Genomic DNA, 16,917 nt, shown 5'->3' on the forward strand with positions numbered 1-16,917 from the left:
GTCAAAGCAGGTGGCCTGACTTCGCAGCCTTGGTGGCAAGATAGGCGCGGTTGTGCGTGCCTTCGCCCACCTTGAGCGGCACGCGTTCCACCACGTCGATGCCGCAACTTTTCATCATCTCGATCTTGGCGGGGTTGTTCGTCAGCAGCCGCACCGCGCCGAAGCCCATGTTGCGCAGGATGTCGGCGCCGATGCGGAAATCGCGCTCGTCATCCTCGAACCCCAGCCGATGATTGGCCTCGACCGTGTCAAAGCCCTGGTCCTGCAGCGCGTAGGCCCGCATCTTGTTGGCCAGGCCGATGCCGCGGCCTTCCTGGTTGAGGTAGAGCAGCACGCCCGCGCCCGCCGCGCCCATCTGCGCCAGGGCCGCGCGCAGTTGAGGTCCGCAATCGCATTTCAGGCTCCCCAAGATGTCGCCGGTAAAGCAGGCGGAATGCAGGCGCGACAGCACTGGCTCGCTGCGGGACGGGCTGCCGATTTCTATGGCGTAATGTTCCTCGCCGCCATCCTCGGGGCGCCAGATATGCAGGCGACCCGCCTCGGACACTTCCAGCGGCAGGCGGGCGCTGACCACCTTGTGCAGGGGGCTGGCCTCTTTCAGATGTGCGGTGATGTCGGCCACCTCGAGCACGGTCAACGCAGGGTCCAGCGCGTCGGCCGGGAGTGTCATGACCAGTGCAGCAGGCAGAAGGCGGGCGGATTTTACAAGCAGCAGCGCGGCGCGATGCGTGTCGGCCTTGCCTTCGCGGGCCGAGGTCAGCGGTCCTTTCATCGGCGTGCGCAGATCGTCGGCCGGATCGGCCACGGCCTGCACCCAGGAAAGCGGCGCGTCGTGCGGAACTTTGACGCGCGCGAGGTCGCCATCATAAACCCGGGCCTTCAAGGTGTCGGCGCGGCGCGATGAGATGACAAGATGCAGGTCCAGCCCCGTCGCTTGCAGCGCTTTCAGACGGTCCGCATCGCAGGTCTCTGCCGCCGCGACGATGGCCAGTGCAGAGCCATCCCGCAAGACCACCGGCACGCCCATGCGAAGGTCCGCGCGGGCGCGTGCCAGGTATTCCGTCTTGCCGGGGCCAAGCTGCATAACGCGCCCTTTCTTTTTTGTCAGATCACGGCGAGGCTTTCACCTACAGCGTTTTGTAACTGAATGAAACAAAACACGCTTCGCCATAACTAGCCCGTGATTGGGCTGTCACAGTACTTGTGCGATGCGGCGCTTCGGCACAAGTAGCTGACAGACAACGAGGAACAGGAAAATGGCTCAGCTGAAGAAAATTCTGCTCGTGGACGACGACGAGGACCTGCGCGAAGCTCTAAGCGAGCAATTGGTGATGACCGAGGATTTCGACGTCCTCGAGGCCGGCAACGGATCGGAGGCGATGGCGCATGCGAAGGACGGACTCCATGACCTGGTGATCCTCGACGTTGGTCTGCCCGATACGGATGGACGCGAGCTTTGCCGCCTGATGCGCAAGCAGGGCGTCAAGGCGCCGATCATGATGCTGACCGGCCATGACGGGGATGCCGACACGATCCTCGGCCTCGACGCCGGGGCGAATGACTATATCACCAAGCCGTTCAAGTTTCCCGTTCTGCTGGCCCGCATCCGCGCGCAACTGCGCCAGCACGAGCAGTCGGAGGATGCGATTTTCCAGCTTGGGCCCTACACGTTCAAGCCGGCGATGAAGATGCTGATCACCGAGGAGGATCGCAAGATCCGGCTGACGGAGAAGGAAACCAACATTCTGAAATTCCTCTATCGTTCGCCCGACGGCGTAGTGGCGCGTGACGTGCTGTTGCACGAGGTCTGGGGCTATAATGCCGGGGTGACGACCCACACGCTGGAGACGCATATCTATCGCCTGCGTCAAAAAATTGAACCGGATCCCTCCAACGCGCGTTTGCTGGTGACAGAGTCAGGCGGCTATCGTCTCCTGTCTTGATCTGGGTCAATGGCGCGTCGCGCTCGGCCCGGTAACGTGATACCCAACCCGCCGCATACGGGTTTAAATCTATGCACCTCCCTGTTGGACTGACCCCGGCCTGGCCGGGGTTTTTTTTGCTGCCTCGGACAGCCGGTCGGTGTCGGTCGATCCAGGGCCGAGGGCGGCGCGGTGCCGTCTCTTGCTGCGCCTTTCCGACCGTTCGGCAGCGCGACGCCCGTCGCCTTCCTGCTTGTGCTGCGAAGGACGCTGGGTTTTATATCCCGGCGAACCTGAAACGCCGAACCGACAGGAGTCCCATGCCCTTCACCCTTGCCACCTGGAACATCAACTCGGTCCGCCTGCGCGAACCTATCGTCCTGAAACTGTTGCAGGAGGAGGCGCCGGATATCCTGTGCCTACAGGAGTGCAAGTCGCCGGTCGAGAAGATCCCGCTGGAGGGGTTCGCGGCCCTTGGCTATCCCTACGTGATCGCGCGAGGGCAGAAGGGCTATAACGGTGTGGCTATCCTGTCGAAGCTGCCCATCCGCGATGTGGGCGAGCGCGATTTCGCGGCGCTGGGCCATGCGCGTCACGTGGCCGGGGAGCTTGAGAACGGCGTGGTGATCCACAACTTCTATGTGCCCGCGGGCGGCGATGTGCCGGACCGCGAGGTGAACCTGAAGTTCGGGCAGAAGCTCGATTACCTGACCGAGATGCGCGACTGGTTCCGCGAGGACCGGCCGCAGAAATCCATCCTCGTGGGCGACCTCAACATTGCCCCGCGCGAGGACGATGTCTGGAGCCACAAGCAACTGCTGAAGGTGGTGAGCCACACGCCGGTCGAGGTGGAGCATCTGACCAACGCGCAGGAGGCCGGAAACTGGACCGACGTCACCCGCGCGGACATTCCCGAAGGGCAGCTTTACAGCTGGTGGTCGTACCGGGCCAAGGATTGGGACGCGGCCGACAAGGGCCGGCGCCTGGATCATGTCTGGGCCAGTGACGACCTCAAGTCCGCAGCGCATTCCAGCCGCATTCTCAGGGCCGCGCGTGGTTGGGAAAAGCCATCGGACCATGCGCCGGTCTTCGCGACGTTCGACCTTTGACGCGGCACGGGATCACGGATGTCGGACCTCGGAGTCACGGGCGGCTCTGCCCGCCTGCGTGATGGAAGAGGTACCGCGCTGGTCGGACTGATGCGCCATTCCGAGGTGGTGCGCGGTCGGATGTCGGGGCCGGGTGGTGTGCGCTTTTCGTCGGACCCGCGGCGGCCGTTTCGCAGGCAGGCGAGGGGTCCGGGGCGATCCGTTTCTTCCGACAGCCCGGTGTCTGGCGATTCGCGAAACCGGGGAATCGTTAACGTGAGTGGCCGGGCCGCAGGATTGCGGCCTCTGGAGGGCGTCGGGGGTCTGCGCCTGGCGCGCCTCCATGACTGGCAGGCGCTGGGCGCTGGCACTGGACGGCGGCAAGGCGGGATCGGGCGGAGCGACGATGGTGGTGGCGGTCGCGCCCGATGCGGCGCGGGGCGCTACCCTTTTGTTTCCGCAGGATAGTTTCGTGTCCGACCTGTCGCGCGGTGCGGCGGTGACCGGCGGGGGAATGCCCGGGGGACCGTGCAGGGCGAGCGTCCCGGGGCCTGGTTCTGGCGCCGTATCGGGCCGGGAGCGGACGTGTGGCCCCCCGGGCTGCCGGAATGTTCACCGCTGGCCGGAGGTATCGCGTTAACCGAGTCGAAGGCGTCGAAAACGACGTCGGTATCGCGTCGGTATCCGGGTGGTATCGCGACGGTGCGATTTTTTCGATCGGTCGCATCGCCCGGTTCGTGACGTCACCGTGCGGTGCGGCAACGACGGCGGCGGCGCCGCCCCTTGCAACACGGGGCCGCGTGGGCCATTTAGACGGCAAATGACATGCCCACGCGATGCGGAGGATACAATGCTTGAACTTGGTGGCCAGAGCCAACCCCAGACCGACCTGATCAAGGACGTCTCGGAGGCGAACTTCATGACCGAGGTCGTCGAGGCCTCGCAGAGTGTGCCGGTGATCGTCGATTTCTGGGCGCCCTGGTGCGGCCCGTGCAAGACGCTGGGACCGCAGCTGGAGGCGGCGGTCACCAAGGCGAACGGCGCGGTGAAGATGGCCAAGGTCAACGTGGACGAGAACCAGATGATCGCGCAGCAGTTGCGGGTGCAGTCGATCCCGATGGTCTATGCCTTCTGGCAAGGCCAGCCTATCGACGGGTTCCAGGGCGCGGTGCCGGGATCGGAGATCGACGCCTTCGTGAACCGAGTGATCGAGGCCGCGGGCGGCCAAGCCGGCGACGCAGGGTTGGAAGAGGCCATCGCGGCGGCGCAGGAGATGCTGGAGCAGGGCGCGGCGACGGATGCCGCCCAGACCTTTGCCGCGATCCTGCAGGAGGACGACAAGAACGCCGCCGCCTATGCCGGCCTGGTGTCGAGCCATATCGCGATGGACGACCTGGAGCAGGCGGAAGCGATCCTGAACGGCGCGCCGGCGGAGATCTCGAAGGCGCCGGAGCTGGAAGCGGCGGCGGCGCAGCTGGCGCTGGCGCGGCAGGCCGCGGATGCGGGGCCGGTGAGCGAATTGCGCGACAAGGTGGAGGCAAACCCGGACGACCATCAGGCGCGGTTCGACCTGGCGCAGGCGCTGCACGCCTCGGGCCAGACGCAGGAGGCGGTGGACGAACTGCTGGAGCTATTCCGGCGCGACCGCGAGTGGAATGACGCGGCGGCGAAGACGCAGCTTTTCACCATTTTCGACGCGCTGAAACCGGGCGATCCGGTGGCGCAGGCGGGACGCCGCAAACTGAGCTCGATGATATTTGCCTGACGGACGGCACGGGCTACGTCCCCGGACATGATATTACAGGGTGATCTACCGGAGATAATCCCGGTCTTTCCATTGCCGGGGGCGCTGCTTTTGCCGCGCTCGCGGCTGCCGTTGCACCTGTTCGAGCCGCGCTACCTGGCGATGCTCGAGGATGCGCTGAAGACGCCGCATCGCCTGATCGGGATGGTGCAGCCGGACCCCGGCGCGCGGGCGGGCGAGCACGGGCTGCACCGGATCGGCTGTGCCGGTCGCGTCACGCAGTTTTCCGAGACCGAGGACGGGCGGTACATGATCACGCTGTCGGGCGTGTCGCGGTACCGCGTGACCTCGGAGGTGGAGGGGTTCACGCCCTATCGCCGGGCGCAGGTCAGTTGGGAGGGGTTCGAGCAGGACCTGGAGCCCAGCGACAGTGATCCGGGGTTCAGGCGGAAGCCCTTCATGGATCTTCTGTCGCGCTATTTCGAGGCGCGCGAACTCTCGACCGACTGGGAGACGCTGAAGGAGGCCGAGGACGAGTTGCTGATCAATTCGCTGTCGATGCTCCTGGGGTTCGAGCCGGAGGACAAGCAGGCGCTGCTGGAGGCGCCGAGCCTGTCGACGCGGCGCGAGACATTGGTGACGCTGATCGAGTACGATCTGCGCGCCGGCGACGACAAGGACGTGATACAATGACTGAGACCGACCCCACGGCGCCGCAGTTCGACCGGCACATGCTGGAGGCCCTGATCTGCCCGCAGACACATTCGGTGCTGGAATACGATGCGGAGGCGCATGAGCTGATCAGCCGCAACGCGGGGCTGGCCTTTCCGATCCGGTCGGGGATCCCGATCCTGCTGATCGACGAGGCGCGCACGCTGGACTAGCGGAGTGCGCGCGGGGCGCGCGCACGCTCGACGTCTCGGCGTCGGCCTTTGGCCGCCGCCTCGGGGCGCGGGGCGGCGTGACGCTTTGACCCGGTCGCTGCGCGGGGGGGCTGCGTCGGAGCCTCCGGCGGGGATATTTGGGGCCAGAGGAAGAGTTGGGTCGGCGTGGTGTGGCGTCAGGTGCTCTTGCGGGCGCGGGTGGCCATCACGTCGCGGCCCAGGGAGAGGGTGTAGGCCTCGAGCCGGTGCAGGGCGGTGTCGGCGGCGGGGGCGTCCTGGTGTTCCAGCGCGTCGGTAAGGGCGGCGTGCAGGCCGACGATTTCGCCTCGGGAGCGGGCGGTGAAGGTGATCATGTTCATCAGAGGCTGCATGGCCTCGACCGCGCCGGCAAGCTGGTAGCTGAGCACGGGGTTGTCGGCCGCATCGACCAGGGCGCGGTGGAGCGCGACGTCGGAGGCGCAGAAGGCCTCGTCGGAGAGGCCCGGCTGCGACTGGCGGGCTATCTCGGCGCGCATGGTGGCGAGGCTGTCGTCGGTGCGGCGCCGGGCGGCGAGGGGGGCGCAGGCGCGTTCGAGCGTGTAACGGGCCTCGCACGCGGTCTCGAAGCTGACGGCGTTCATCGACAGAAGCAGCGTGGAGGTGGTGATGTGCTGGCTGTAGGCGCCCTGGTAGCTGAGCCGGTTGACGAACGCGCCGCCGAACGCGCCGCGCTGGGTTCGGATCAGCGATTGCGCGGCCAGGCGTTTGAGGGCCTCGCGCACGGTCGAGCGGGAGACGCCGAATTGCTCGGACAGTTCCGCCTCGGAGGGCAGGCGTTCGCCGGTGATCATCCGGCCCTCGACGATGGCATCGCGGATCGCCTGGGCGATCTGGGCGGAGAGATCCTGGCGCGGCTGGGCGGGGTCGGCGGTTTTCATTTGTCAGACCTTTAATTGTCTGACATTCATAAGGGCAATCGCGACTCGAACCAAGGGTGATCTTCTGCATGTCGGCTCTTTCCCTGCGCTCGGTGGCCTGGCTGGCGTTTTTCGCGGCGATCCTGGTGGCGTGGGTGGTGATGTACCTGATGGCGACGGGGATGGACCTGGACCTGATCGGGCGGCCCGGGCCGATGGGCGAGACGATGCGGGCGATGCAGCCGGGCATGGAGATGGGCATGGGCGCCGGTATGTCTGGGGGCATGAGCGGCGAGATGTCGGGCGGCATGGACATGATGGCGATGGACAGGTTCGGGCCGCTGTTCGCAATGTGGGCGATCATGATGGCGGCGATGATGCTGCCCACGATGGTGCCGACGCTGCGCTGTTACGACGATCTGTGCCGCAGCGCCGATGGCACCACCGCCGGATGGCTGGGCGTGCTGACGGGGTATTCCATCGCCTGGGTCGGGTTCGCGGCGGTGATCGCGGGCGTGCAGGTGGCGCTGCTCTATGGCGGTGTGATCGACATGCTGGGGATCGCCAAGTCGTCCGCGATTGCGGGCGGCCTGCTGATCCTCGTGGGCGCGTTTCAGTTCACGCGGGCCAAAGAGCTGTGCCATGGCGTGTGTCACAGCCCGATGACCTATTTCCTGGGGCACTGGCGCACGGGCTTTGGCGGCGGCCTGCGCATGGGGCTGGGCTTGGGCGCGTTCTGCGTGGGCTGCTGCTGGGGCTTCATGGCGCTGGGGTTCGTGGGCGGCGTGATGAGCCTGCTTTGGATGGGCTTGGCCACGCTTTTCATGGTATTGGAGAAACTGCCACAGATCGGGCACCGGGTGATCCGGCCGATGGGTGTGGCGCTGATCGCGGGCGGCGTGGCGGTACTGGCCGCGCCGCTGGTTACGGGAGGATAGAGCATGGCTTTGACACGCCGGAAAGACGCCGACAAGCTGCCGGTGTCGCAGCGCATCGACAACCGGATGGCCAACCCCAAGCGGCGCAAGATGACGCCGACCGAGTGGGCCATCAAGGGCGAGCTGTTCCTGAACTGCTCTTGTACGGTGTTCTGCCCCTGCGTCGTCAGCCTCGGGGCGCATCCGCCCACCGAAGGGCATTGTCATGCGTGGATGGCGATCGCGATCGACGAGGGGCATTACGAGGGCGAGGATCTGTCGGGCCTGAACGTGGGCCTGCTGGTGGATATCCCCGGGCGCATGGGTGAGGGCAACTGGAAGGTCGCGGCCTATGTGGACGAGCGCGCCAGTGGCCGCGCCTATAACGGGATCCTGCAGATCTTCAGCGGGGCGGCGGGCGGCACCACGGGTCTCTTTACCATGCTGGTGAGCGAGATCATCGGGGCGGAGCGCGAGAAAGTCGAGATCGTGCGCGATGGCAAGAAGCGCGGGCTGTATATCGGGCGCAAGATCCAGGGCGAGATCGAGATGATCGACGGGGCGAGCCCGGATCATCCGGTGATGGTGACGAACTCGAAATACTGGATGGGGCCGGACATCATCGCGGCGAAGGGTCTGAAGAGCCGGGTGCGGGATTACGGCCGGGTCTGGGATTTCGGTGGCATGTCGGCGGAGGTTTGTCCGATCGACTGGAAAGGGCCGAAGTAGGGACGCCTGCGATGATCACTCCTGAATATTGCCGCATGATGGCGCGGTACAATGCGTGGCAGAACCGGCAGCTGACCGAGGCGCTGGACGCACAGCCGCTGGAGGTAATGACCGAGGATCGCGGAGCGTTCTTTGGTTCGATCCTGGGGACGTTGAACCATTTGCTGTGGGGTGACCGAATGTGGATGGCGCGGTTCGATCCGTCGGTGGAGGCGCCCGGGGTCGGCGTGAAGAAAAGCGTGGAGATGCATCCGACGCTGGGGGCGTGGAGCGCGGAGCGGTATCACGTGGACGGCAAGATCGGCCATTGGGCCAATTCTCTGCGGGCGATGGACCTGACCGGCGATCTGCACTGGTATTCCGGCACGGCGCAGCGCGACGTGGTCTCGCCCAGGGCTTTGTGCGTCACGCATATGTTCAATCACCAGACCCATCACCGGGGACAGGTCCACGCGATGATGACCGCCGCCGGGCTAGAGGCGCCGGTGAGCGACATGTTCCTGATGCCCGGGGAGGGCTGAGCCGATGCTGGCCTTTGTCCTGGCGCTGGTGGTGATCGCGGCTGTCGCATGGAGCCTCGGGCGCGGTCGCGTGGGCGGCCGCATGGCCGGGCCGGGGAAACGGCCCGCGAGGCGGGCCTGCAAGTGGAGCGAGACCGGCAACAGCAACGGCCGGTTCGTCGAGTATCGCTGTGCGGCCTGCGGGGTCGCGGCCTATTCCGCCACGGGCGACGCGCCGGTGATCTGCAAGAGCAACCTGAAGGGATCTGCCTGATGCCGATGATCTCCCTGTCGCGCCGGTTGCGGCGCACGCCCTTTTCCGACGGGGTCGAGGCCGCCGGGGTGAAAGGCTACACGGTCTACAACCACATGCTGTTGCCGACGGTGTTCCGGTCAGTCGAGGAGGATTACCGCCATCTGAAGAATGCGGTGCAGGTCTGGGACGTGGCCTGCGAGCGGCAGGTGGAGCTGCGCGGGCCCGACGCGGGGCGGCTGATGCAGATGCTGACGCCGCGCGACCTGCGGGGGATGACGGCGGGGCAGTGTTACTACGTGCCCATCGTGGACGAGACGGGGGGGATGCTGAACGATCCGGTGTCGGTGAAGCTGTCCGAGGATCGCTGGTGGATTTCGATTGCCGACAGTGACCTGCTCTACTGGGTGAAGGCCACGGCGCATGGCTGGCGGCTGGATGTGCTGGTGGACGAGCCGGACGTATCGCCGCTGGCGGTCCAGGGGCCGAAGGCCGAAGAGCTGATGGCGCGGGTGTTTGGCGACGGGGTGCGCGATGTCCGGTTCTTCCGCTTCGGCGTGTTCGATTTCCAGGGGCGGGACATGGTGATCGCGCGGTCGGGCTATTCCAAGCAGGGCGGCTTCGAGATCTATGTCGAGGGCGCGGATATCGGAATGCCGCTGTGGAACGCGCTGATGGAGGCCGGGCGCGACCTGGACGTGCATGCAGGGTGTCCGAACCTGATCGAACGGATCGAGAGCGGTCTGCTGAGCTATGGCAACGACATGACCGACGACAATACGCCGCATGAATGCGGGCTGGGGCGGTTCTGCAATACGCAGAGCGCCATCGGCTGTATCGGGCGTGATGCGCTTTTGCGGGTGGCCAAGGAAGGCCCGGTGCAGCAGATCTGCGCCATTGCCATCGACGGGCCGAAAGTGCCGGGCTGCGATCGGTGGTGGCCGGTGACGGCGAATGGCAAGCGGGTGGGGCGGGTGAGTTCCGCCGCATGGAGCCCGGATTTCAATACCAACGTGGCCATCGGCATGGTGCGGATGACCCATTGGGACGCGGGCACCGAGCTGCAGGTGGAGGCGCCGGATCAGGTCCGGCGCGGGGTGGTGCAGGAAGGTTTCTGGAACTGACGCCCGCTTCGACGGGGGAAGCGAGGGGCCAGCCCCTCGCGCTCCCCGGGATATTTCCGGCCAGAGGAAAAGCAGGGGCGGCGTTGGGGCGGCCCCGCACATACTTGGAACGATGAAAGCGAGAGAGCCTCGCTATGCAAGACAGGAGACTGGACATGTTCAACGCATTGGTTGTCGAGAAGGATGACGAGAGCGGCAAGACCTCGGCGGAGGTCAGGCAGATCGGAGTGGACGACCTGCCCGAGGGCGAGGTGACGGTCGCGGTCGAGTATTCGACGGTGAACTACAAGGACGGGCTGTGCATCGGGCCGGGCGGGGGGCTGGTGCGGAACTATCCGCACGTGCCGGGGATCGACTTTGCCGGGACGGTCGAGGAAAGCTCTGACGACCGGTACAGCCCCGGCGACAAGGTGGTGCTGACCGGCTGGCGCGTGGGCGAGGCGCATTGGGGCGGCTATGCCCAGAAGGCGCGCGTGAAGGCCGACTGGCTGGTGCCGCTGCCCGAGGGGCTGGATACGCGGGCTGCGATGGCGGTGGGGACCGCCGGGTTTACCGCGATGCTGGCGGTCATGGCGCTGGAAGACCAGGGGCTGAAGAAGGGCCCGGTGCTGGTGACCGGGGCCGCGGGTGGCGTGGGCAGCGTGGCGACCGCGATCCTGGCCAAGCTGGGGCACGAGGTGGCGGCCGTCACCGGGCGGCCGGAGCAGGAGGAGTACCTGAAGAGCCTTGGGGCGAGCCGGATCGTGCCGCGGGAAGAGTTGACCGAAGTGACCAAGAAGCCGCTGGAGGCGGAAGCCTGGGGCGGCTGCATCGACGCGGTGGCGGGTGCGATGCTGGGCCGGGTGCTGAAGCAGATGGAATATGGCAGCTCGGTCGCGGCCATTGGCCTTGCCGGGGGCGCGGCCATCGAGGGGGCGCTGATCACGCCTTTCATCCTGCGCGGTGTGAACCTCTTGGGGATCGACTCGGTCATGCAGCCATATGACAATCGCCTGCGGGCTTGGGAGCGGATCGCCAGGGACCTGCCGATGGACAAGCTGGACGAGATGGTGCAACCCGCGACCCTGTCGGACCTGCCGGAGTTGGGCCGCGACATCCTGAAAGGCCAGGTGAAGGGCCGTGTCGTCGTCGATGTCAACGCGTGACGACCTGACCATCCGGCTGGTGCGAGACGGCGATGCCGACGCGCTCTGGCCGATCCTGCGCGAGGTGGTGCGCGCGGGCGACACCTATGCCATCGAGCCGGACCTGTCGCAGGGCCGGTTGATGGCCTATTGGTGCGAGGCCCCGCGTGCGACCTACGTGGCGGAACTGGATGGCCAGATCCTGGGGACCTATTACATCAAGACCAACCAGGCGGGCGGCGGCAGCCACGTCTGCAACTGCGGCTACATTACCGCCCCGGCGGCGCGGGGGCGGGGCGTGGCGCGGGCGATGTGCGAGCATTCGCAGGGTGTGGCGCGGGAGCTGGGCTATGAGGCGATGCAGTTCAATTTCGTCGTGACCAGCAATGTGGGGGCCATTGCGCTGTGGACGAAGCTGGGCTTCGAGACGGTGGGGCGGTTGCCCAAGGCGTTCCGGCATCCCAAGCAGGGGCTGGTGGATGCGCTGGTGATGTTCAAATGGCTGGGGAGCTGAGGTGTCTTGCTCTCTGCGCGCTCGGTGGAGAGGCGGCGGTTGTCCATAGAGTGCTACTTGATCGCGGGCAATTACGGCACGCCGGATATCCTAGATTACGTGTTCGCGCGTGCACCGGACTATGGTGAGCGGATTCACTATGACGATTAAGACGGCGAATGGGTTCCCGGCCGCGACATAAAGTACGAGCATGGCGGGTCGGACTCGTGCGGTGCTGAAGTCAAGGGCGGGCGATTTACGGACCAGACCCGTGCCGAGTTTCTGAAGCTTTGGTGTGTCAGCAGGCCCAAGGCAGAGCGGACATTCGATGTCATCAAGCCGTTCGATGACAACCTCACGTCCATCCCCTTGTTTTCAGAGCGTCTCAAGGACGCGATTGAAGCGGTCGATCCTGCTTTGTTCGAGTTCGTGCGCATGGAGCGCACCTGGGATGATGTCCACAAGACGCCGATCTCGGGTAGGCCGTTTTATCTGGCCAATCTTCTGGCGCGCCGAGACTGCTGGGATCAGGGCCGCACGCGGATCGTGCCTCAGAAGCGTGGCGACGGCAGCTATTTCAACACGATTTCAGGGTCCGGGCGCGCGGTGCTGCGGTCGCGTGTGACAGATGCGCTGATCTGGCGTGATACCCTGACCAAAACCGTCGTCTGCACCGATGCGTTCAAGGGGATGGTTGAAATTGTCGGCTGTTAAGGATGGTGGTTTCGGGAAATCGCCGTGACGGACGACAGGTAAGGTTGTTCCAAGGAGTTTACGACCGGGCGTTGTCGCGCGACGGGGGCGCAGGGGGATTGGCCGTGGAGGCGCGTGGGTTTCACCCACCCTACGGGGCATGTTTCGGGCGGCGCGGTCACGGGGTAGGGTGGGCGAGAGCCCACGTGCCGCACGCTAGGATGCGGGTTGCGTTGGGCGCCGCGTGGGTTTTCACCCACCCCACGGGGCAGATGGCGCGTCGTTTCGGGAAATCATGGAATCGATGGATCGGGTTCTGGGAAATCATGGACCCGTGAGCGGATTCGTGCGAATCGCGCCATGGAACAGGCGCGGATTCGAGGGAGGATTCGTTGAATCCGCGGCCGGAGACCTCATGTTTCAGGCTGTGCAGAGAAAAAAATCGGGAAATCGTGGGAAATATCCATCCGTGTTTCAGGCCACCATATATTGTGTTGGAATTTTGGTTCTCCGCTAGGTAGTGCGTCAAAATGGCTATGATCGACACATGATGTTGATCGGGGAGGGGGTCAAAATCAACATTCTGTAGGTAAGTGGGTCACTTTTTCGTTGAGTTCCATAAAGTACCATGTCATACCTTTAACCACGATGAGGACGGACACAGGGGCACACAACGACCCCGAACAAAACAAAGACCAGAGCAGGTTTCATACAGGCACCCGCTTCATCAGAACGAAGAGATCCGGCGCGCGGGCGAGCAGACATCCCCCCAGGTGGCGCGCGCAGCTGGACACCCCGCGAGAGCGGGACGAGGGCGGCGGATTGGGCAGTGGCAGCAGCTCAATCCGCCGTTTCGTGTTTCGGACGGTAGTTATTGAAACCGGGGGAACGAGGGACGGGCCGGACAGTGGTTCTGAGCTTCAGAGGCGAGTTCAACCAGAAGGTTGACGGCAAGGGTCGGATGTCGATCCCTGCCGATTTTCGCGCTGTGCTGGCCGATGGCGATCCGCGCTGCCCCGAAGCCCCGTTGCCGCGTGTCGTCGTGCTGCACGGGCCGCATCTGAAAAACTGTCTTCACGCCTATACGATCGACGCCATGGCCGAGATCGAGGACGGCATCCGCAAGTTGCCGCGCGGGTCGGACGCGCGCAAGCGCGCGAGCCGGATGATCCTTGGGAAATCCTGGGACACGGAAGTGGACAAGGATGGGCGCATCGTGTTGCCGCAGCGGTTGCGCCAGCAGATCGGGCTGGAAGGCGAGGCGGTGATGGTCGCGATGGGCGATTATTTCGAGATCTGGAACGCGGCGACCTATGAAGAGGTCGAGGCGGCGGAGACCGCGGCCTTCCTGGAAGAGCAGGATGGCGATTTCGATCCGCTGACCCTGATCGATCCGCCCGGGGAGGGATGAGCTATGGGGAGTGCTGCCGCAAACAATCCCCATGTTCCCGTTCTGATAGAGCCGATCCTGCGCGCCGTGGCGCCGGTTTCCGGCACGTGGCTGGACGGCACGCTGGGCGCGGGGGGCTATACCCGCCGGCTGTTGGAGGCCGGGGCCGACACCGTGATCGGCGTGGACCGCGATCCGCTGGCCATAGAGATGGCCGAAGAGTGGGCGGACGACCGGGTGAAACTGGTGCAGGGGACGTTTTCGAAGCTGGATGAGTATGGGCAGGACCTGGACGGCGTGGTGCTGGACCTGGGCGTGTCGTCGATGCAGCTGGACCGGGCCGAGCGGGGGTTTTCCTTCATGAAGGATGGCCCGCTGGACATGCGGATGAGCCAGGACGGGCCCAGTGCCGCGGACATGGTCAACGAGATGGAAGAGGCGGAACTTGCGGACATCCTGTTTCTTTATGGCGAGGAGCGGGCGAGCCGGCGGATTGCGCGGGCCATCGTGAAAAAGCGCGAGGACGTGCCGATTGTCACCACGTTGCAATTGGCGGAGATCATCGAGGGATGCCTGCCGCGCCCGAAGCCGGGGCAGGTGCATCCCGCGACGCGCAGCTTCCAGGCGATCCGCATCGCGGTGAACGACGAGTATGGCGAGCTGGTCGAGGGGCTGGAGGCCGCCGAGCGCGCCTTGAGGCCCGGTGGGCAGCTGGCCGTGGTGACGTTTCATTCCATCGAGGACCGTATGGTGAAACGCTTTCTGGCCGAGAAGACCGGAAACACCGGCGGCGGCAGCCGGCACGCACCGGTGGTGGAGCAGGATCCGCCGACCTTCAGCCAGACCACGCGCAAGGCCATCGGCCCGGACGAGGCGGAACTGGCGGAGAACCCGAGGGCGCGCAGCGCCAAGCTGCGGGTGGCGACGCGGACCGAGGCCGCGCCGCGGCCGGTGGACAGGGGGCGCATCGGGATGCCGGTGCCGAAGACGCATAATCGACGAGGGGTGAGGTAATGCGCAGTTTCTTCTATGTTTTGACCGCTGTCATGGTCATCGGTCTGGCCTTCTGGGCCTACCGGGAAAACTACGAGACGCAGGCTGCGCAGGCGCGGTCGGAGGCCGTGCAGCAGCAGATCGCGGACCAGCGGCAGCGCCTGAGGGTACTGAACGCGGAATGGGCCTATCTGAACCGGCCGGATCGGCTGCGCGACCTGGTGGAGATCAATTTCGATCAGCTGGGACTGTTGCCGTTCCAGCCCTACCAGTTCGGCAAGATCGACCAGGTGGCCTATCCGACCGAGGGTCCCTTGCCGATTTCCAATGTCATCGACGTGATGGAACGGGAGCAGCAGCCATGATCCGTACCCCTTTGCGCCCGCTGGCGCGTATCCTGAAGGCCCGCGAGGAGGGCGAGAACCCCGACGCCATCGAACGCGAGAACATCCGGTTGCGCCACGAGGAGATGCGCGACCGCGCCCGGATGCGGGCGGAAGGCCGCCTGCTGGTGATGGGCGCGTTCTTTGTCTGCGCCTTTGCCGTCATCGGCGGGCGGATGGGCGTGCTGGCCAATACCGACCCGGCCGAGCCGCGCACCGGGTTCGCGGGCGCGGATATCCTGGCGCAGCGGGCCGATATCGTGGACCGCGAGGGCCGCATCCTGGCCACGAATTTCGAGACCTACAGCCTTTATGCGCAGCCGCACCAGATGGTGGAGCCGGAACGGGCGGCAGAGGAACTGGCGGCGATCTTTCCCGACCTGAAGGTGGAGCGGCTGAAGAAGGATTTCACGGGCAAGCGCAAGTTCCTGTGGGTGAAGAAGAAACTGAGCCCCGAGCAGCGCCAGGCGGTGCATGATATCGGCGAGCCGGGGCTGCTGTTCGGGCCGCGCGAGATGCGGCTTTATCCCAATGGCAAGCTGGCTGCGCATGTGCTGGGCGGGGCCAGTTTCGGGCGCGAGGGCGTGCATGCCGCCGAGGTGATCGGCGTCGCGGGAGTCGAGAAGTATTTTGACAAGCGGCTGCGCGATCCGGCCATGGGGCACAAGCCGCTGCAACTGTCGATCGACCTGTCGGTACAGTCGGCGGTCGAGCGGGTGCTGCAGGGCGGCATGATGCTGATGAACGCCAAGGGCGCGGCCGCCGTGCTGATGGAAGTGCAGACCGGCGAGGTCGTGGCCCTGGCCAGCCTGCCGGATTTCGACCCCAACGACCGCCCGCGCCCGCCGATTGCCGGGGAAAAGCCCGGCGACAGCCCGTTGTTCAACCGGGCGGTGCAGGGCGTCTACGAGCTGGGCTCGGTCTTCAAGGCGTTCACCATCGCGCAGGCGCTGGACCTCGGGGTGGTGAACCCGTCGACGGTGATCGACACCAAGGGGCCGGTGCGGTTCGGCAAGTACCGGATCCGGGATTTCCGCAACTATGGCCCGGAACTGAGCGTCACCAAGGTGCTGGTCAAGTCGTCGAATATCGGCACCGCGCGGATCGCGCAGATGATCGGGATCGACCGGCAGCAGGATTTCCTGAAATCGCTGGGTTTCTTCGAGCCGACGCCGTTCGAGATCGTCGAGGCGGAGGGCGGCAAGCCGCTGTTGCCCTCGAAGTGGACCGACCTGTCGCTGATGACAATTTCCTACGGCCACGGGTTGTCGTCGAGCCCGCTGCACCTGGCGGCGGGCTATGCGACTATCGCCAATGGCGGGCGGCTGGTGAAGCCGACGGTGATCAAGCAGCCCAAGGGGCAGATGGGCCCACGGGTGATGTCGGAACGCGCCGCGGCGCAGACGATGCAGATGCTGCGCGACGTGGTGACCGACGGCACGGCCTCTTTCGCCGAGGTCGATGGCTATGCAGTGGGCGGCAAGACCGGAACGGCGGACAAGCCCAAACCCACCGGCGGGTACTACGAGGACAAGGTGATCGCGACCTTTGCCAGCGTGTTCCCGGCGCATGACCCGCGCTATGTACTGGTGGTGACGCTGGACGAGCCGGTGGAGACGACGGGCCCCGAGCCGCGCCGCACGGCGGGCTGGACCGCGGTGCCGGTGGCGGCGGAAATCACACGTCGCGTCGCGCCGCTTCTGGGGCTGCGGCCCGAGATTGAACCCGCGCCATTAACAGGTATAACGCTGACATCGAATTGACGGGTTGAGACAAAGGCCAGA

19 protein-coding genes are annotated in these 16,917 nt (G+C 65.4%); 17 read left to right on the plus strand and 2 right to left on the minus strand.

The window, feature by feature from the left end; translation table 11 throughout:
- Nucleotide 1 precedes the first annotated feature (1 nt).
- Nucleotides 2-1,084, minus strand: coding sequence for a GTP cyclohydrolase II (gene ribA, locus FIU85_RS18670; RefSeq protein ID WP_152492919.1), 1,083 nt, complete (start codon nucleotides 1,082-1,084; stop codon nucleotides 2-4).
- A 172-nt stretch (nucleotides 1,085-1,256) separates the two neighbouring features.
- Here ribA and FIU85_RS18675 point away from each other — a divergent pair, with 172 nt between their 5' ends.
- The 5 genes from FIU85_RS18675 (at nucleotide 1,257) to FIU85_RS18695 (ending at nucleotide 5,638) form a co-directional block, all read left to right on the plus strand.
- Complete coding sequence (locus FIU85_RS18675) at nucleotides 1,257-1,943, plus strand: response regulator transcription factor (protein ID WP_152492918.1); 687 nt, start codon at nucleotides 1,257-1,259, stop codon at nucleotides 1,941-1,943.
- Between the two features lie 299 nt (nucleotides 1,944-2,242).
- The gene (locus FIU85_RS18680; protein ID WP_152492917.1) at nucleotides 2,243-3,031 is read left to right on the plus strand and encodes an exodeoxyribonuclease III; all 789 of its coding nucleotides are present in this window, start codon (nucleotides 2,243-2,245) and stop codon (nucleotides 3,029-3,031) included.
- 829 nt (nucleotides 3,032-3,860) lie between these two features.
- Nucleotides 3,861-4,775, plus strand: coding sequence for a co-chaperone YbbN (locus FIU85_RS18685; RefSeq protein ID WP_152492916.1), 915 nt, complete (start codon nucleotides 3,861-3,863; stop codon nucleotides 4,773-4,775).
- 27 nt (nucleotides 4,776-4,802) lie between these two features.
- The gene (locus tag FIU85_RS18690; protein WP_152497963.1) at nucleotides 4,803-5,447 is read left to right on the plus strand and encodes an LON peptidase substrate-binding domain-containing protein; all 645 of its coding nucleotides are present in this window, start codon (nucleotides 4,803-4,805) and stop codon (nucleotides 5,445-5,447) included.
- The gene (locus tag FIU85_RS18695; RefSeq protein WP_152497964.1) at nucleotides 5,444-5,638 is read left to right on the plus strand and encodes a Trm112 family protein; all 195 of its coding nucleotides are present in this window, start codon (nucleotides 5,444-5,446) and stop codon (nucleotides 5,636-5,638) included. Before FIU85_RS18690 ends, FIU85_RS18695 begins: the two co-directional genes overlap by 4 nt.
- A 176-nt stretch (nucleotides 5,639-5,814) precedes the next feature.
- On the opposite strand, the gene FIU85_RS18700 is transcribed toward FIU85_RS18695, so the two are convergent.
- Complete coding sequence (locus FIU85_RS18700) at nucleotides 5,815-6,555, minus strand: FadR/GntR family transcriptional regulator (RefSeq protein WP_152497965.1); 741 nt, start codon at nucleotides 6,553-6,555, stop codon at nucleotides 5,815-5,817.
- Between the two features lie 68 nt (nucleotides 6,556-6,623).
- Between FIU85_RS18700 and FIU85_RS18705 the strand changes: the two genes are divergently transcribed.
- From FIU85_RS18705 to FIU85_RS18760, 12 genes are all read left to right on the plus strand, one after another.
- Nucleotides 6,624-7,472 carry a DUF2182 domain-containing protein gene (locus FIU85_RS18705; protein WP_152497966.1) on the plus strand — a complete coding sequence of 283 codons (849 nt, stop codon included), beginning with the start codon at nucleotides 6,624-6,626 and terminating at the stop codon, nucleotides 7,470-7,472.
- Nucleotides 7,473-7,475: 3 nt separating this feature from the next.
- The gene (locus FIU85_RS18710; protein ID WP_152497967.1) at nucleotides 7,476-8,180 is read left to right on the plus strand and encodes a DUF1326 domain-containing protein; all 705 of its coding nucleotides are present in this window, start codon (nucleotides 7,476-7,478) and stop codon (nucleotides 8,178-8,180) included.
- 11 nt (nucleotides 8,181-8,191) lie between these two features.
- The gene (locus tag FIU85_RS18715; RefSeq protein WP_152497968.1) at nucleotides 8,192-8,701 is read left to right on the plus strand and encodes a DinB family protein; all 510 of its coding nucleotides are present in this window, start codon (nucleotides 8,192-8,194) and stop codon (nucleotides 8,699-8,701) included.
- Nucleotides 8,702-8,705: 4 nt separating this feature from the next.
- Nucleotides 8,706-8,954, plus strand: coding sequence for a hypothetical protein (locus FIU85_RS18720; RefSeq protein WP_152497969.1), 249 nt, complete (start codon nucleotides 8,706-8,708; stop codon nucleotides 8,952-8,954).
- Nucleotides 8,954-10,057, plus strand: coding sequence for a dimethylsulfoniopropionate demethylase (locus FIU85_RS18725; protein ID WP_152497970.1), 1,104 nt, complete (start codon nucleotides 8,954-8,956; stop codon nucleotides 10,055-10,057). The genes FIU85_RS18720 and FIU85_RS18725 overlap by 1 nt, the downstream gene beginning before the upstream one ends.
- 155 nt (nucleotides 10,058-10,212) lie before the next feature.
- The gene (acuI, locus tag FIU85_RS18730) at nucleotides 10,213-11,202 is read left to right on the plus strand and encodes an acryloyl-CoA reductase (protein ID WP_152497971.1); all 990 of its coding nucleotides are present in this window, start codon (nucleotides 10,213-10,215) and stop codon (nucleotides 11,200-11,202) included.
- Nucleotides 11,189-11,695, plus strand: coding sequence for a GNAT family N-acetyltransferase (locus tag FIU85_RS18735; protein WP_152497972.1), 507 nt, complete (start codon nucleotides 11,189-11,191; stop codon nucleotides 11,693-11,695). Before acuI ends, FIU85_RS18735 begins: the two co-directional genes overlap by 14 nt.
- Nucleotides 11,696-12,043: 348 nt before the next feature.
- A complete protein-coding gene (locus tag FIU85_RS22110; protein WP_368372971.1) occupies nucleotides 12,044-12,388 on the plus strand; it encodes a DUF1629 domain-containing protein in 345 nt (114 codons plus the stop codon).
- 886 nt (nucleotides 12,389-13,274) lie between these two features.
- Complete coding sequence (locus FIU85_RS18745) at nucleotides 13,275-13,778, plus strand: division/cell wall cluster transcriptional repressor MraZ (protein ID WP_144435427.1); 504 nt, start codon at nucleotides 13,275-13,277, stop codon at nucleotides 13,776-13,778.
- A 3-nt stretch (nucleotides 13,779-13,781) separates the two neighbouring features.
- On the plus strand, nucleotides 13,782-14,771 hold the full coding sequence (gene rsmH / locus FIU85_RS18750; RefSeq protein WP_152497974.1) for a 16S rRNA (cytosine(1402)-N(4))-methyltransferase RsmH: 990 nt from the start codon (nucleotides 13,782-13,784) through the stop codon (nucleotides 14,769-14,771).
- Nucleotides 14,771-15,115 (plus strand): cell division protein FtsL, encoded by a 345-nt coding sequence (locus tag FIU85_RS18755; RefSeq protein WP_152497975.1) that lies wholly within the window; start codon nucleotides 14,771-14,773, stop codon nucleotides 15,113-15,115. The genes rsmH and FIU85_RS18755 overlap by 1 nt, the downstream gene beginning before the upstream one ends.
- Nucleotides 15,112-16,896 (plus strand): penicillin-binding protein 2, encoded by a 1,785-nt coding sequence (locus FIU85_RS18760; protein ID WP_152497976.1) that lies wholly within the window; start codon nucleotides 15,112-15,114, stop codon nucleotides 16,894-16,896. The genes FIU85_RS18755 and FIU85_RS18760 overlap by 4 nt, the downstream gene beginning before the upstream one ends.
- Nucleotides 16,897-16,917: the final 21 nt, after the last annotated feature.

It is taken from the genome of Roseovarius sp. THAF8 (genome assembly GCF_009363735.1).
Taxonomy (GTDB): domain Bacteria; phylum Pseudomonadota; class Alphaproteobacteria; order Rhodobacterales; family Rhodobacteraceae; genus Roseovarius.

Bases quoted from the DNA above. Each gene is read 5' to 3' on its own strand.
- FIU85_RS18725 (WP_152497970.1), top strand. From the start codon at position 8,954: ATGCCGATGATCTCCCTGTCGCGCCGGTTGCGGCGCACGCCCTTTTCC.
- acuI (WP_152497971.1), top strand. From the start codon at position 10,213: ATGTTCAACGCATTGGTTGTCGAGAAGGATGACGAGAGCGGCAAGACC.
- FIU85_RS18720 (WP_152497969.1), top strand. From the start codon at position 8,706: ATGCTGGCCTTTGTCCTGGCGCTGGTGGTGATCGCGGCTGTCGCATGG.
- ribA (WP_152492919.1), bottom strand. From the start codon at position 1,084: ATGCAGCTTGGCCCCGGCAAGACGGAATACCTGGCACGCGCCCGCGCG.
- FIU85_RS18685 (WP_152492916.1), top strand. From the start codon at position 3,861: ATGCTTGAACTTGGTGGCCAGAGCCAACCCCAGACCGACCTGATCAAG.
- FIU85_RS18700 (WP_152497965.1), bottom strand. From the start codon at position 6,555: ATGAAAACCGCCGACCCCGCCCAGCCGCGCCAGGATCTCTCCGCCCAG.
- FIU85_RS18760 (WP_152497976.1), top strand. From the start codon at position 15,112: ATGATCCGTACCCCTTTGCGCCCGCTGGCGCGTATCCTGAAGGCCCGC.
- FIU85_RS18695 (WP_152497964.1), top strand. From the start codon at position 5,444: ATGACTGAGACCGACCCCACGGCGCCGCAGTTCGACCGGCACATGCTG.
- FIU85_RS18705 (WP_152497966.1), top strand. From the start codon at position 6,624: ATGTCGGCTCTTTCCCTGCGCTCGGTGGCCTGGCTGGCGTTTTTCGCG.
- FIU85_RS18755 (WP_152497975.1), top strand. From the start codon at position 14,771: ATGCGCAGTTTCTTCTATGTTTTGACCGCTGTCATGGTCATCGGTCTG.
- FIU85_RS18715 (WP_152497968.1), top strand. From the start codon at position 8,192: ATGATCACTCCTGAATATTGCCGCATGATGGCGCGGTACAATGCGTGG.
- rsmH (WP_152497974.1), top strand. From the start codon at position 13,782: ATGGGGAGTGCTGCCGCAAACAATCCCCATGTTCCCGTTCTGATAGAG.
- FIU85_RS18675 (WP_152492918.1), top strand. From the start codon at position 1,257: ATGGCTCAGCTGAAGAAAATTCTGCTCGTGGACGACGACGAGGACCTG.
- FIU85_RS18710 (WP_152497967.1), top strand. From the start codon at position 7,476: ATGGCTTTGACACGCCGGAAAGACGCCGACAAGCTGCCGGTGTCGCAG.
- FIU85_RS18680 (WP_152492917.1), top strand. From the start codon at position 2,243: ATGCCCTTCACCCTTGCCACCTGGAACATCAACTCGGTCCGCCTGCGC.
- FIU85_RS18735 (WP_152497972.1), top strand. From the start codon at position 11,189: ATGTCAACGCGTGACGACCTGACCATCCGGCTGGTGCGAGACGGCGAT.
- FIU85_RS18690 (WP_152497963.1), top strand. From the start codon at position 4,803: ATGATATTACAGGGTGATCTACCGGAGATAATCCCGGTCTTTCCATTG.